This window comes from Paenibacillus filicis, assembly GCF_038070315.1.
In the GTDB taxonomy this organism is placed as follows: domain Bacteria; phylum Bacillota; class Bacilli; order Paenibacillales; family NBRC-103111; genus Paenibacillus_G; species Paenibacillus_G filicis.
This window is the reverse complement of the sequence record NZ_JBBPCC010000023.1, coordinates 46,510-62,851: the sequence shown is the minus strand read 5'-3', so window position 1 is coordinate 62,851 and position 16,342 is coordinate 46,510. Positions and strand designations below refer to the sequence as shown.

At 47.8% G+C, this 16,342-nt stretch carries 9 protein-coding genes; all 9 read right to left on the bottom strand.

The window, feature by feature from the left end:
* Positions 1–16: 16 nt before the first annotated feature.
* The 9 genes from WMW72_RS27850 to WMW72_RS27810 all read right to left on the bottom strand — a co-directional run bounded on the left by WMW72_RS27850 (position 17) and on the right by WMW72_RS27810 (position 16,329).
* Positions 17–742: a response regulator gene (locus WMW72_RS27850; RefSeq protein ID WP_341418860.1), complete on the bottom strand. Its 726-nt coding sequence runs from the start codon at positions 740–742 to the stop codon at positions 17–19.
* A gap of 6 nt (positions 743–748) precedes the next feature.
* The gene (locus WMW72_RS27845; protein WP_341418859.1) at positions 749–1,903 is read right to left on the bottom strand and encodes a sensor histidine kinase; all 1,155 of its coding nucleotides are present in this window, start codon (positions 1,901–1,903) and stop codon (positions 749–751) included.
* A gap of 86 nt (positions 1,904–1,989) precedes the next feature.
* Positions 1,990–4,608, bottom strand: a complete 2,619-nt coding sequence (locus WMW72_RS27840) for a stalk domain-containing protein (protein WP_341418858.1) — start codon at positions 4,606–4,608, stop codon at positions 1,990–1,992.
* A gap of 216 nt (positions 4,609–4,824) precedes the next feature.
* The gene (gene metK / locus WMW72_RS27835) at positions 4,825–6,030 is read right to left on the bottom strand and encodes a methionine adenosyltransferase (RefSeq protein ID WP_341418857.1); all 1,206 of its coding nucleotides are present in this window, start codon (positions 6,028–6,030) and stop codon (positions 4,825–4,827) included.
* A gap of 307 nt (positions 6,031–6,337) precedes the next feature.
* Positions 6,338–6,607 carry an alpha/beta-type small acid-soluble spore protein gene (locus tag WMW72_RS27830; RefSeq protein WP_341418856.1) on the bottom strand — a complete coding sequence of 90 codons (270 nt, stop codon included), beginning with the start codon at positions 6,605–6,607 and terminating at the stop codon, positions 6,338–6,340.
* 88 nt (positions 6,608–6,695) lie between these two features.
* Complete coding sequence (locus WMW72_RS27825; protein ID WP_341418855.1) at positions 6,696–7,217, bottom strand: hypothetical protein; 522 nt, start codon at positions 7,215–7,217, stop codon at positions 6,696–6,698.
* An 81-nt stretch (positions 7,218–7,298) separates the two neighbouring features.
* A complete protein-coding gene (locus WMW72_RS27820; RefSeq protein ID WP_341418854.1) occupies positions 7,299–10,511 on the bottom strand; it encodes an S-layer homology domain-containing protein in 3,213 nt (1,070 codons plus the stop codon).
* Between the two features lie 513 nt (positions 10,512–11,024).
* Positions 11,025–14,924 (bottom strand): S-layer homology domain-containing protein, encoded by a 3,900-nt coding sequence (locus WMW72_RS27815; RefSeq protein WP_341418853.1) that lies wholly within the window; start codon positions 14,922–14,924, stop codon positions 11,025–11,027.
* Positions 14,925–15,213: 289 nt separating this feature from the next.
* Positions 15,214–16,329, bottom strand: a complete 1,116-nt coding sequence (locus WMW72_RS27810; protein WP_341418852.1) for a glycosyltransferase family 4 protein — start codon at positions 16,327–16,329, stop codon at positions 15,214–15,216.
* Positions 16,330–16,342: the final 13 nt, after the last annotated feature.

The window sequence follows — 16,342 nt, the reverse complement described above, 5'->3', positions numbered from 1 at the left end:
CGGAGCCGCTCCAGAACTAAAGCGTGACCCAGCCGTTTTTGATCGCTATAATAACCGCTTGCGTACGGTCGTCAACTTCCATTTTCTGAAGGATGCTGCTGACGTGGTTTTTAACGGTTTTTTCACTTATGTACAGGAATTCGCCGATCATCTTGTTGCTTTTGCCCTCAGCCATCAGTCTGAGCACTTCAGCTTCGCGGCGAGTCAGCGGACTGTTGTCCATATGTACGTATTTCACGCCGGCTTCTTTCGTTGCCGCACCCGCTCCCGATACGCCCTGCTCGTCCAGATAAGTCATCCGGCGAAGCTGATTGATCAGCTTACCCGTTACTTTCGGGTGAATATAGGCATGTCCGGCGACGACGGAACGAATAGCGTTAATCAGCGACTCGGCTTCCATGTCCTTGAGCAAATAGCCTGAAGCGCCTTTGCGAAGCGTCTCAAACACATAGCTTTCATCGTCATGAATAGATAAAATAATAACCTTGATGTCCGGGAAAATATCCTTCAGCTTTTCCGTTGCGACAACGCCGTTTTCAACCGGCATATTGATATCCATCAGGACAATGTCAGGATGGAGAGTATTACAGAGTTCAAGCACCTGAATACCGTCGCCGCATTCCCCGACAACCTCAAGATCGCTTTCCATATTCAGAATACGTTTGACGCCTTCGCGAAATAACTGGTGATCATCTGCTAACACCAGCTTAATGGGACGTTTGACATTGCCCATGATGTCCATAAATAATTATTCCTCCTTGTTATCGGATTTAATAGGGATGACCATGGAAAACTTCGTGCCTGCTCCCACTGCGGATTGAAACTCGAGTCTACCTTCCAGCAGCTCTACCCGCTCGCGCATCCCCATGATCCCGTAATGACTGCCCTTCGTGATCTTCTTGTCTATGGTGTCTGCAGCAAACCCGACTCCGTTGTCGCTGACCGTCAGCTTGATCATCTGCTGCTGAAACGTCAACTCCAGCGTAACATGAGTAGCTTGCGCATGCTTCAACACATTGGAGAACGTTTCTTGAACAAGCCGGTACACAGCGACCTCCATCCCGGAGGGGAGCCGGATTTCTTTGCCGATCATCTCGAACCGTGTGCTGATCTTCGCTTTCTCTTCGAAATCCTGAACAAACTTGCGCAAAGTCGGAACAAGCCCTAAGTCATCCAGCGCCATAGGACGAAGATTGAAGATAATCTTGCGGACCTCTTCAATGCCGCTGCGTACGCTGAACTTCAGATCATTCAGCTCTTCCTTCACCGCCGAATAAGCTTCCTTGGCAAGCATACGCTCCGTAATCTCTGTCCGCAGCACCATGTTGGCCATATTCTGAGCCAGTCCATCGTGAATTTCCCGGGCAATGCGCTTGCGCTCTTCTTCCTGCGCGAGAATAATCTTCAGACCCAGCAGCTGCCGGTTCTTAGCAGACTCCAGCAGCCGGGTCACTTGATTGAGATCACCAGACAAATACTCCAGCACAACATTGAACTGGGATACAAGTGTCTCCGCACGCTCAAGCTGCCTGTCCACATTTTTGATCCGTTTCTGAAGATCGTCGCGGCGATGCTTCAGATGTAGTTCTTTTTCCCTATGAATGGCAAGCTGAGCCTGAAGCTGTGTCGCCGCCTCATAGGCTGTCCGGATGTCCTCTTCATTAAATCGCTTAAAATCCCGGCTAACCTCGGTCAGACGGACCCGGGAACGCCTGTATTCAACTTCAAACCGATCGACCGTGTCGATCATTCGCTTCGTTTCTTCAATGACCAGCTGCAGCTCGTTATTTAGCGCTTCCCGTTCGGCCCGGACACTCTCGCATATCTCGAAGACCTGGTATTTGCTGTTTTCCATTACATCAATGGCATTCTTGATGACGCGGTCAAAGACATCGACTTGCATCCGGGCAGAGCTCCTTCGCCATTTTTCTCAATTACTAGCAATATAGTACCATATTCACGAAAGAATGTGAGAGCTTGTAGCACTAATTATTGCAGCGTAATTTGTCTTGTTTTCGCATCCCAAGTCACTTTCCAGCCTAAATTCTCGGATAAAATGCGCAATGGTACCATCGTCAGGTTGCTTTTGATGACTGGAGCCACTTCAGCTGTTACCCGCTGGCCATTCGCCACTAAGTCTTTCTGATCAATCCATAGGTCGATTAGCTTGGTCCCACGGATGATGGTGACCTTGCGTTCCTTGTCGTCCCAGCGTACGGTTCCACCGAGGGCATCGGTTACAAAACGAATCGGAAGCAGCGTATTGCCTTCCGTAATATATGGCGCTTCCTCCAGCGTCATGGCCTTGCCGTTAACGGTAACCGACTTTTTGTCCACCGTCAACCCAACCGTGTTCAAGGAAGGCTGCTGCACGGACCCCCGATAAGTAAAAGTGATATCGTCGATGCCGATGCTGCCCTGGGCTGCACGCTCGTCCTGCCCGATTTCTTCATTGACGAGATACACGCTTTTCAAGCGAATCGGATACGTAATGTTATATTCGGTCAAGTCTGCCGAAAGCTGCTTCCAGCCCTTCCAGTTCACATTGCGAGCCAAATCGACACGGATCGTCTCGCCCTTATTATCGATGATTTCAGCGCGAAGCCAGTTCAGGCTCTCGTCTCCATTGACCCTCAGCTTCAGCATCTGAGGCTGTCCTTCCACAAGAATACCGGTATCGAACGTAGCAAACGCCCACTTATTGCCGGTCCCGCGCGTGAAGTCATATTTCAGCTCAAGATACTTATTCCCGGTTTCCGACGGTTTGATGTACACCGCCGCCGTGACTTCATCCGGCTTATGATCAGACAAGGTCATGACTGCGTTGGTATCGAGATCATACCACACTTTATCGATTCCTACCGGAATTGTTGTCGTCGTGCTGTATCCATCGTAACGGGCGATGAGCTGAGCGCCCTTGCTGTCCTTCAGACTGTTCACAGTCAGCTTGCCATTCTCCGCCTTGCCTTGGACACCCAGCAGCTCCCACTGAATCAGCTCAGGCGGCACTTCTCTGGTTTTGCCGGAGACGGTCGTCGCCACGACAGGGATCTTATAGGTCTCGCCTTCGGACAAAGCCATGCTGTCCGCCATAATCTTCAGGCTGGCAATCTGGTTACGCCCTGCCACCTCGAGATTAGCCGTATAGCTCGCGCCACCGGCTGCTGCTGTAATCTTGGCCGTGCCTGCCTTACTCGCTGTGAATACGTTGTCCTGGAACGTGCCCATGCCATCCGCTACGCTCCACTGCGCTTGAACGGTACCCGACTTAATCGGATTATAAAACTCGTCGTACCCGCCGGTACCCAGTGCAGCCGCTTCGCCGATGAAGACTACACTTGGAGTCTGCACAAACAGAGATTTCGGCTGTCCTTGCGGAGCAGTGGAATAGACCCCGACCCCATTGACAACTTTGCGTTGAATGCCGGTTTCCGTCTTATTGGCCAGCACGGGGTCAAATGACCCGAGTGGACGGGCTACCATCTGCGTAGAGCCGCCACCATCCAGGTTGAGGCCCTTCCACACACCTACCTGAATCATGAACTGCTGCAGCTCTGTCATCGTCAGACCCTTGCTCTCGCCGCTGTAATCGGCTGTGATGATATAAGCGTACCTTTGGTCTTTGGAGTAGCCCAGAGCCGTTCTGGAGCGTGTGCAGCAGAGACTAGCCACTTCTCGGGAGAAGGCAGCGGGCTGGCCCTCATCGACCAGAATCGTGTGTCCCCCGATCATCATCTTAAACTTGGACACGTCATAGGATTTATTAGGGTCCTGGGCAGTCACTTTATAGTCCGCCTTCAGCGGATCTCCTACTTTCAAATGAGTGCGTACATAATCGGCCGCCTTGCCGGAAGCCCTTAGAATATAGCCATCTTTAGGAGCGATCATACGAATAATACCATTGTCAGCAATTTGCTTGATGATGCCGTTTTCTACCAAAATTTCCGTAGGGACCGTTACTCCGTCATTGGAACGGTCTTCCTGGCCCCAGGCATTCGTATACATGAACATGCCATCGATATGGCTATGTACCCCGTCCGGCTCTGACCAATAATACGTTTTATTAATCCCGCCTAAAGGATAGGCTGCCCCGTCCTTAGCTATGATATTTCCCTGAAAGGTAAACAAGTCCACGACAGGTTTATTATTCTGGTCCAAGGCAAATGTATAAAACCCCGGCAAGTACGGAGGGGTCGCCATCAGCTCGCCATTGGAAATTTGCGGTCCCATGGGAACGCCTTCAGCCTGGGTGTTGTAGAAGTCACCGTTTACGCCGCCGACAGCTTTCGTTTCCTTCGCCATGCCGAGAACCGTTTGCTTTTTTGTAAATTGATTATTAGTCCCGGTCATCACATCGAGCTTCACATAAGGATTCGATAAGTCCACTTCAATCACATTCGCATTAACCTTAACATCCTTCTTGCTTCTAACGGTCTCCCAAGTATATCGCTTCAAAATAGCGCCTGACGTCAAAATTTCTTCACTGACCTTCGTCAATACGGGCTGATCGGCCGCTATCGCAGGTGGCACTATTGACCAACTGGACAGAAACACCGATGCTGCAAGTACGAGGCAGGACAGTTTTCTCCAATTCTTCTGCAAGATCACGTAGCTATTGCTCCTCTCTAATTCCTCTCTCCTTATTTATAGACTCTTTTTCTACCTAAAAAGTTACGAGAGTTTCATAGGAAAAATGAACGAAATGAAGAAGACGACCCGAATAGAGCATTCGGACCGTCTTGCTTAGACAGATCTGTGACCGGCTTGCAGGCCAGAATTATTTATTCTACTACTGCGTCAACGTCGCAGGCAGTTGTTACTCCCTTAAGCTTGTGCGTCGGCTTTCAGCTTGTCAGCTTTATCCGTACGCTCCCAAGGCAAATCGATGTCGGTACGGCCAAAGTGTCCGTATGCCGCGGTTTGCTTGTAGATCGGGCGGCGAAGATCAAGCATCTTGATAATGCCAGCCGGACGCAGATCAAAGTTGCTGCGAACGATTTCGACAAGCTTCTCTTCGCTGACTTTGCCAGTACCGAATGTATCGACAGCGATCGATACCGGTTTGGCTACACCGATAGCGTATGCAAGCTGAACTTCACACTTGTCAGCCAGCCCCGCCGCTACGATGTTCTTAGCTACATAACGAGCTGCATAAGCACCGGAACGGTCAACCTTCGTTGGATCCTTGCCGGAGAAGGCGCCGCCGCCATGACGTGCATAACCGCCATACGTATCCACGATAATCTTACGGCCTGTCAGACCTGCATCGCCTTGAGGTCCGCCGATAACGAAGCGGCCCGTCGGATTAATGAAGTATTTGGTGTCTGCATCGATGAGGTCTTCAGGAACAACCGGCTTGATGACATGCTCTTTAATATCAGCTTGAATTTGCTCAAGCGTAATTTCCTCTGCGTGTTGAGTTGAGATAACAATCGTATCGACACGAACGGGTTTATCTCCATCGTACTCAACGGTAACTTGGGTTTTACCGTCAGGACGCAAGTAAGTCAGAGTGCCGTTCTTGCGCACTTCGGACAAACGACGAGACAGCTGGTGGGACAGGGAGATCGGCAGCGGCATCAATTCTGGTGTTTCATTAACCGCGAAGCCGAACATCATACCTTGGTCTCCTGCACCGATGGCCTCGATCTCGTCATCGGACATTTGGCCTTCGCGAGCTTCCAGAGCCTGGTTAACCCCTTGTGCAATATCAGGGGATTGCTCGTTCAGAGAAACAAGCACAGCACATGTCGAAGAGTCGAAACCATATTTAGCACGCGTATACCCAATTTCTTTCACCGTTTGACGGGCGATCGATTGGATATCCACAAACTCGGATCGGCTCGAGATTTCACCAATAACCAGTACCAATCCCGTAGCCACGGATACTTCGCAAGCTACGCGAGCGTTAGGGTCATTTGCCAGAAACGCATCAAGTACGGAGTCAGAAATCTGGTCACAAATTTTATCCGGATGACCTTCAGTCACGGACTCGGATGTAAATAAACGACGACCGGATGGAATAGACATAGTAACAACCTCCTACTGCTAATATAGATAAATGAAACCCAACATATCGAAGCCCTCGTTCAGACGCGACCAAAGACAAGCTACCTACATACAAAAAATCAACCTTTCCCGAGTGGAAAAGGTTTCTTTAATGTCTACCTTCATTTTGTATGTTACTGGATTTGCAAGACAGTGTCAATGCATCCAATGCCTATCCTGTAAAAATTAACATACTCCTGCCCAGCTCATCCAAAATGAAGGAATTCGGCTAGATGCCCCTAATCTTTACTTTATCTAGATGAGATATGACTTGAAAAGAAACCCTTATTTACAAACTGAATAATGTTTCTTCTGCTTTCTTGATAAGCCTTGCTGTGATGGTTCCTCCGACTGCACCGGCATCCCTCGAAGCGATATGTCCCCAATAATCCTCTTTCACAGATTGAGAAGAAATTGAACCAAGCTCAGTCGCAAACTCCACATTCATACTGGCCACATGCTTACCAACGGGCAAACCCAACTCTGCAGCAATTTCATACTTGAGAACATCCAGCGCCTTCCCGCTTTCGGGTACCACTTTCTTATTGCTCTTCGCCATTGCGTTAGCCTCCTTTGATCGATGGTGGCCTTATTATATCCGCAGACGAATCCGCAACACGTATGAACTTTTGGTCCTACGGGTAAAATTATGGAGTAACCTTCGTGCCGTCAGCATTCAGGATCGTGTATCCGCCACGGACCATCACGAAAATATCCTGCTTATTCTTAGCATCGGGTTTAATTCCTCGTCCCTCGCGTGGAACGATAAGTAAGTGATTTAGTTCGACTCCTGTCCCAGGAGAAAGGTCTTTACCCGAAGTGACATCAGCCACTCCATCTTCCGAACTAACGACCGTCACTTTGCCCGATCTGACGATGAATTCAGTGCCTGATTCGCCATATAAGGTCTGAGTCGATCCAAGCTTAATTACGGACAGAGGCGCAGTCCCGCCTTGGTTGTGATCAGGTGTTTTAGGGGGGCTTGCGGAATTTTGATCACCAGGTTTGTTCAACAGATCAGAAATATGCTGGGCTATGTACTGATCCAAATAGCTTTTAGTAATAATAGGATCATCCACAGATCCCGGTGTTGTGCCCACTGCATTGACGGTCATGATGGAGCCAAACCAGAGCATGCCGACACTTAATAGGAGTTTGTATGTTTTCATTTTAAGCTCGGTTCCTCCTTAAGATAACGAATAGTAAATGAAAAAGGAGCCCTAACGGGCTCCTAGTGAAGATAAGGGCAATTATTTAACAGTTACTGTTGTCGAAGCGGAGAAGGTTCCTGTAGTAGCTCTCAGGATGAATTTCGTTACACCTGCACCAATCGTGATCTTGCCAGTGTTGTTGTCTACAGTTACAGTGCCATTACCTTCGATATCGCTAGAGTTCACAGAGTAAATCACACCTGTAAAGTTCTTGAAGGCATTAATCTTGTCACCATCGTACTCGATACCATAGTTATCAACAACCAACAAGTCTTGAAGAGCTGCTGCCTTTTGAACACCTGCAGATGTGTTTACTTTGGAGTTGCGAGCCTTCAAGGAAGCAACCTTAACTTGATCATTCTTAACTACTACGTTAACAACAGATTCTTTGGTGTCACCGTCAAGTGTTTTGTAGGAAACAGTAACTGTAGTAGAACCAGGCTTGTTACCTACAACTCTTGCTTTGTTGTTATCACCAGCAGATGCTTCAATTGCATCCGTCTCATAATTCCACTTGAACCCGTTATTGTATACAGCATGAACAACATTATTGTCTTGCGAACTTACAGCTACAATAAGAGGCGGAAGTGCAACATCGTTACCAGAGGCATCTTTAGCGTTAACGCTAAGGCCTCTACCCAGACCGTTCGCGTATTCTTTTGCGGTCGGGTAGTTCGCATTGTCGCTATCACCTTTAAATTTGTTTGTCTGTCCGCTATCCAATGCAGCATACAGATCTTTAACGGCTCCAACAGAGTAAGTCAGTTTGTCATTCTTCTTCAGAATTCTAACTTCGTTCTCTTCTGTTTTAACGTTAGTCCATTCTGCAACGTTGCTAGCATTAACTACTTTCTTTTGAAGAGTAGCTTTCAGAACAGGTTTCAGAGCATCTCCAGAAGCTTTGTCGTCAGGAACACCTGTAGTTTTAACAACAAATTCTTTGCCGTTAAATTCGTTTTCGAAGTCTGCCCCGTTAATAGTACGGCTAGTAGCGCCGTCCTTAGTTACATCACGGTTAACAGAAACATAAGTTGCATCAGTTACAGATACTACTACTCGGTAGTTATCTTTGTTAGCATCTGGAAGTTGATCTAGAACTTCGCCGTGTTGGTCATACACAACCCACTTAACTTTGGATTCTGCACCTACGCCGGCCGCTCTGTGCTTAGGCTCGCCGTAACCAGCTTGAACCTTAACCGTTTCAGCAACACGAGCTTCTTGAACAGACAATTGTTGATATTTGTTCACTTGAACATTAGCTGTGTAGATACCGAGGTTGATGTAAACAACTCCGCCTTTACCAGCAGTAATTTCCGACAGCTTAATTTCGCCTTTATGCTCACCGCTTTGAACGATTGCGTTGTTACCGCCGTTCAAGTTGCCGGAAGGAACGTTCGCACCGGAAACGCTGATTGTAAAGCGGTTGTTTTTAGCATTATCAACGATATCCTCTGGAGAAAGCTTATTTCCAGCAGCATCATATGCAATGATTGGGATATACTTATCTTTATCCCCTACTGCAAGAACGCCTTTTGCTGTACCGAAGTCAACGCTTGTAGCAATCTTGGAAGACTTAACGGAGAGCGTTGCAGTAGCCGAAGCACCACTTACATAAACAGTTGCTGTGTAGTCGCCAGCTTTGTCAATGTTCTTCGACAAGTTGATTCTCAGCTTATCTTTCTTAGCCGAGTCTTTGTCGAAAGTAAGGGCTTCGTCGCTCCATGGAGTAAGAGTAACTTCAGCTTTCAGACGGTCGCTCAAACCTTGGTAGTTACCAACGAATTTGTCGTTATCTTTATAGATATCGCCAAATTGGTCATAACGAGTGATTGGCAATTCAACATACTCACCATCACCAGTCAACGTTGTGCCACCAGTAGAATACTTAGGAGTTCCAAGTTCAATTTTGCTAACAATAGGCTCCGTGCTGACTTTCAAAGTCTTTTGAGCGGAGATATTGGAGTTGGTCAGATAAATATTAATCGGAACAACGTCAAGCTCACTAGTGTACTCAGTACCGTTGCTTCTCTTGGAAGTGTTCAATTCCAACTCAAGGAAGCCTGTATCTTCATTACGCTTAACAGAAACGGATTCGCCGCCAGCAAGAGCTGTGTAGCTACCACCTGTGATCGAAGAACTTTCGCCGTATTGGTTTTCAGCTTTAACCTTAACCGTTACGCTCGGGGACTTAGCGATCTTTTCGCTTGGGTTCACGAAGCTCAGTTTAACGAGCTTTTCGTCTTCAGCTGTAAATTCTGCGGTGGACTTGTCAATAGCATCCACTCCAGTTACAGCAACAGAGTAAGAACCAGCGTTGATTTTACCGTCTTTAAGCGTCAAGACAGCGGATTTCTTATCATCGGAGAACTTAGCAGTTGTTTCCAGGTCAAGCGTTCCCTTTTTCAAGGAGAATTTAGCTTTGTCTGTGTCAACTGGTTTGTTGAAAGATACTGTTACTTGATTGTAACCAGAAGCTTTTGCTTCAGTTACGCTAACTTTACCTTGTGGTACATATTGCTTTTCAGCTTCGTAGGAAGCCAATACGAGAATGTCGCGAGTAGCTGCGGAAGTACCGCCGAACGTACCGTCTGCACCGCTAGTCAGGATTTTCTTCTCGATAGCTACAGCTACATAGCCTTTAGCCCAGTCAGAAACGGTTTTGTCGCTTACGCCAGTGCTTGCTTTAGCGTCTGCTTCCCAACCAAGACCACGGATCAAGAAAGTAGCGAGTTCTTGCTTAGTAACTTCGCCAGCAGGGTTGTATTGACCTGGAGCGTAGCCATCAGTCAGGCCAGCTGCTTTCAGAGCTTCGATGTAAGGAAGAGCGTAGCCGTTAGCTGGATCTTCTGCTTTAACATCGGAGAAGCTGGAAGTGCTCTTTGATTTGTCAACATCCAGTTTGAAGATCAAAGCTGCAACTTTAGCGAATTGAGCACGGTTCATTTTGTCTTTCAAACCGAATGTTTTTTCGCCTACGCCGTCGAATACTTCAGCGCCGATCAATTGATCGAAAATTGCTTTTTGTTCTGGAGTCAGATCTTTCAGATCGTCGAAGTCAGCAGACGATTTCTTCTTAGCAGCATCAGCAGCAGCATCGTCAGCGCCGAATGCCACGGAAGAAAACATCGAGAATGCCATTGCCAAAGACAGGATTGCGGATAAACTTTTCTTCATAACCTTTTTTTCTCCTCCTCGGATATCTTTCGGTTGTTGTGAGTTTTCTTTAGACAAACTATAGCCCGATTCCCTCATTAGCCGATTCACCCCCTTCCCAGAGTTGAGCGAGCAAAATGTAGCTTAGTTAAGTCTGCAACGTATAAAATTGCAGAAACTAGTAAACACTAATGATGGACAAACTTACACTTGCATACCACTGAACATTATACACTGTCTTGCCAGTAAAGGTAAAGAGCGTATTTTGTGAATATTATCCAAACCTTGCTCTTTGTTTGTAATTTCCTTACCTTTTGCTGTTTTCAATGTATTAAACGCAGGGCTCTTTCAAAAGTTGCGCTCTTTGAAAAAACTTTTTTTGTTTTTTTCTGAGCAAATGATTGCAAGCCCGGCCTGCCTTGACGTGTGCCGCTTGCTTACGAAGCTTAGTATACAACGGATATATCAAAAGCGTCATTACTAAGTATTTTCCATATGCAATACGTTTTGTATAGCATCTGGATCATGAATTAACTATTCCTAATATCAACATTAAAAAGGCATCTGAAACGGCATATCGCCCGCTTCGGATGCCTTTTTCTCCACTAATAGTTATTTAGGGAATTGCTTTTGCTGCTGCAGCACACGATATGCAATAGCTGCTGCTTGCGCTCTTGTAATATTAGAGCCGCCATCGAAACGTGCCGTTTCTTTCTTCTGCCCTTCCAGCAGATCATTCGGAATACCATCCATCAGTTTGGCCTTCGTCACAGCCTCAATAGCCGGGATGAACTCCGGATCGGTGATCGTAGCGCCATCGGTGAAGGACTTCTGCAGCGCCTGAGAGGCCTTCGTTACATCCAACATTTTGAGATCAGCCGCACGGGCGATCATCAGCGCCGCTTGCGATCTCGTCAGCGTCTGATCATGTCCGAATATATTGCCTGCGGTTCCGCGGACAATACCCGCACGAGCGGCAGCCTCAATATGCTTGAAGTCATACAGCCCGAATCCGCTGCGTAGATCACTGCCTCGAGGCACGTCGATAAACATACCATTATAGGTACGATCGCTGGTATCGACGCGGGTATCCGGATTCTCCAATGGAATATTGAAGATGTTAACGAGCATCTGCACGAATTCACCACGGGTTATATACTCGTCAGGCAGGAAGCGGTTAGGCTCTGTATCCTTGCTTCGCATAATACCCTTGGAGTACAAGGCTTCGATAAATAGCTTGGCCCAGTGCTTATTAGAGGCCGTATCCAAATCTCCGAACCCGTTATCCATGTACATGACTTGGAAGTAGCCAAAAGAATCGATCGGGACCGTAATGGTATTGTCTTTGTTGTTAACAACTCCGCCGATGTTCTTCCACTCGCCATTAGGGCGTGATGGCATAGTTCCGCCGTTCGGATTCTCGAACACGTTGTACTGGAATACGCTCAGATATCTCCATGCTTCATCACGGATGACGGAATCAAATTTCAAGGTCAACGTCCCTGGCTTACTAGGAACGACCAGATATTTAATATCGCGGTTGTGGAACTGTCCTAACGACGAGTTAATATCCGATCTCTCCGTAGGCAGACGTCCGCCGCCCTTGACAAGCGCTTGGGTCATTAAATTTTCACGGTCCGGATCTACACTGGAAATATCCTCGATCGTTCCGGCATCGATCCAGTAGCGTTTGCTTGCTGGACGGAATCTCCCCGTTTTTTCCACCAGGAAATCCTTAAAGGCTGGCGTCTCGCTCTTCTCCACGCGGCCGTCGACGGTGCTTGCTATCCCAAACAGCAGGCTGCGTTCTGTCGTAATAAATTTAGGGTCGCGGTCATTGCGGATCAGCTTCGTATCCTTAGGGAACGTCAGGCTGATATCTCCGCTGAACACCTTAAAGGAATTGGCCATTTTAGCCTTATACTGAAGGCCTTCAATTGGTGTGTTCGTGTTGTTCAGCACGATGGAGCCGGGCTGCTGATTATTTCCACGAACGATTGTGAACTTGATCTCATTGTTGCCTGGCTTCAAATCTTTCACATCATAGCGGTATAAGCCCGGATAGGCCTTTTGCGACACAGCCTCTTCTTTGCCGACAAGCACCCCGGTTGCATTTTCGGCGAAGATGAACAGCGTCATATAGTTTTTATTGATGTTCAATTGGCTCTTGCCGGCTGAATTTTTAACGAGTACCAAATCCTGCAAAGTCGAACCCACCGACAGTGGATCGATGATGCGATACGGCTGCGGTTCACGCTTGACACGCAACTGCTGGCGAATTTCGGAGCCGTTGCTGGCTCTAACCTTTAAGGTGAAGATATACTCGCCGTATACGCCTGCCGGGAACTCATACTTGTCTAGACGAAGCTGTACCGTTCTCGGCGTATCGCTAATATTCGTCTCCGACATCGAGAGCGGATTTTCCGTCGAAGAGCCTGGGCGTTGAACGCTCAGCGTAATGGTCGGGTTTGACGTTCCCTTGACCACTTGGGCTACCAAGTTGATCTGAGGAGCCGTAGTCGTATATCCGGTAGAAGTTTTCACAAACCGAGGGTCCGTCGTATTGTAGTCCAAATCAAACATGACAATAGACGGGCCATTATCAGAAATAATGAAAAACTCGTACTTAAAAACAACCTCTTGCGTGCCTACCTTAATTGTAAACGTCAGTATTTTCTTGCCGTCCTCAATCAGGGCCTTACTGTTATTTAAGTCATCGGCCGAAATCTTAAACCACTCCCCAGCCGAATCGACTTCCTGCTTATCGTTCATAAAGATTGGGGTCAACTTGATACCATTCAGCAAGACCTCCACCGGAGCTCCTGCCCGGTTCATGAGCCTCCCGGAAATACACGGATGCTCAGCGCCGCATCTCAAGAGGTCTTTATTCGTGATCACCATGCCGTTGTAGACGTTGTCCAAGATCAGCAGCGGTGAAGAAGCGATCTGCAGGTAGTATGTCTTTGTCGACGCCGGCCATGGATCGCCGTTGCTGTAAGGGATCACTTCCAAGGTGGCTTGCCCGTCAGAAATCCCCTTCAGTGTGATTTCGGCCATACCGAAGGTTTTCCCCGTTGAGTCTGTCGTCGCAGTCATCGTGTACAAACCGCCCGGATTTGGCACTGCTGGGTCCCGACCGTCGTCATAAGGCTGCCCATTGATCTTGACCATGACCTTATCTGCATTTTGGGTCAGCACCCGCAGCTTCGATGGGAACCGGTTGATTTGTGTCGTGCCATTAGGTTTATTCAACGCAACCGTACGATTATTGGCTTCATCGACAACCAACTGAACATCCCCGTCGATATAAGGTTTGTTTTTATCCACGAAGTCGAAGTAGTACAGCTCTTCAATCGGGTTTAAGCGAAAGTCCGTATCTTCATATTGAATCTTCAAAATTTGCAGCTGGCTTCCCGTAGCAATAGGCAGATCCACTTGAATATTATGGGTTGCAAAGTCGCCTGATTCAAGCACTGGATCGATCCGCTTGTTTTCGCGTGGTTGACCTTTACTAGGAGGCGGGGCATCCGGGCTGGACAGGACAGTGAAGTCTTTGGTCGCAAAGTTGTATCGAACCTTATACTTACTTTCCGTCCCTGCTAAGGATATATATGCATGCTCATATTCATAAACGGAAGAGGAGATGGTTCTCAGCTTCATATTTACAGAAACATCTGTAATATCTTCCGTTTCAATGGTTGGCCGATTGTAGATAGGCTTCCAGTCTGACATGGTCATGCCTGATATAGCTATATCATAGGGGTACGCCTCGCCGTTGTCATAAATGAACTTACGTTTTAGCGAATACGTATTATTGCCCTGCTTCGCCACGAAGGTAAGCTCATTGTTGCCCGGCCTGATCTTCATATCGCTAACGCGGCCTGTATTGAAATAAAACGTAAACTTATTGCGCGCAAAGCTTGCCGGATAGTAAGCTTCGCCGTTCAGATACAAGGTAATCTCGTCGGCATTGGCCGCGGTACCTGTAATGGACTGCAGGCTCCCTGCCTTCTTCAAGGTGGAGTTCTCGATCAAGGGCTGGCCGTTCAAAGCGAGATCGCTAATGGACATAGCAGCCGAAAAATTGGCCCAGCCGGGAACCGAGGTATAGCCGAAGGCATCGTGCTTCAATTCAATTTTGTTCAAGCCCTGGGTCAACAGCACGTTGTTAAACGTCACTTCGTTGCCATTCTGGACGGGCTTGTTCGCTTTATCTTCGGTCACCTTCAGCGTGGTCGTATTGGTAATCCGAAGATAAATCCCTTGCACCTGATTGTCCGGAATGCCTGAGAAGTTTGCCGTGATCGTGACCGGATTGGTAGTAAAGGTATCGACTGTTTGGCTCGAAGACGGCTTGTTGCCATCGCCTGCTGCAGGCGCCGATACATTGTTCAGGTTCGAGATGGAAATCGTAACCGCAGTCGCCGCATTGGCTGGCAGTGGTGTCCATAACGTAAGCAGCATTGCAAAGATAAGCAATGCGGAAGTTATGCGGGTTGCTTGGCGTTTCAAGTTCTACTCCTCCTTGCCGGGTATCATAAATTTTGAATGGACTTACACTATGAAGCGTCGCATCATCCGCCGTTCGTTCTTCATGACGAACGAATCCCTATGTAGAATACCGAAAGGCCTCCCTCCAGACTCTTACTCCACATCGCTCGGATACGACGACCGGAAAAAAAGTTGATGTACTTTTGTTATCGGCTGGAAACCTCATTTTTTTTAGTATTTCATATAATTTACAAGCACATAAAAACCCGAGCCGCGGAGGCTCGGGCTGAATCTATGGGATCATGATGTTTTAGTTGTTTCTGGACTTGGCATTCAGCAGATTGGCTTTCAATCCTATCTTGTTAAGAAAGCGCAGAACTGGTTTTTTCGTCTTGCTGATAATGCCGATCGCTTCAGCTCCAAGGACGAGAACGCACAACAAAATAACTACAAGCAGCACCGTCCCCCACAGCGTTTCCTGCTGGGACATATAAGACAGAAGTACCGCCGAAGATCCGAAAACTGCTGCAATGCCGTAAATGATCAATACGGTCGTACGATGACTAAAGCCAAGCTGAAGCAGGCAGTGATGCAAATGACTTTTATCCGCAACCGAGATTGGCAGATTGTTGACCCAGCGGCGCAAGATCGCGAAGAATGTATCGGATAAAGGAACACCGAGAATCATGATAGGCACGAGCAAAGAGACAACCGTCGCTTGCTTGAATCCAAGAACAGATAAGGTCGCCAGGGTAAACCCGAGGAATAAGGCCCCTGAATCACCCATAAAAATTTTGGCTGGATGGAAGTTATAGAATAAAAAGCCTCCGATACTTCCGAGCAGCAGCGTACACAGCAGGACAACGGTGACGTTGCCCATCATAAGGGCCAGGATCAAAATGGTCGTAGTCGCAATGCCAGAAACGCCTGCCGATAACCCGTCTAATCCATCGATCAGATTAATTGCATTCGTAACGCCTACAATCCAGAAGATCGTCAGCGGCACCGCCAGCCATTCCAGAGAAATGACTTGATCGCCGAACGGCACATTGACCAGATCGATGACTACGCCTGAATACACAACCACACTCGCAGCTAAAACTTGCCCAAGCAATTTAATTTTCGGGGATAAATCAAAACGGTCATCTAACGCCCCGATAAGCACGACAATCGCGCCGCCCACCAGAAGCCCGAAGATAACATCGGATTTCAGCGAACCCATCGCCGGAGAAACTACAAAATAGGAAGCCACGAAAGCTACAAAAATAGCCAGTCCGCCTAGACGAGGCATAATCCGACTATGTACCTTGCGGTGATTCGGCGCATCGACAGCTCCGACCCAGAAGGCAAAACGCTTGACCAGTGGTGTCATTAACAATGCGATCATCAAAGCTGCAGCGAATCCGATCACGTATAACCAATTCATATGCGTGTTCACA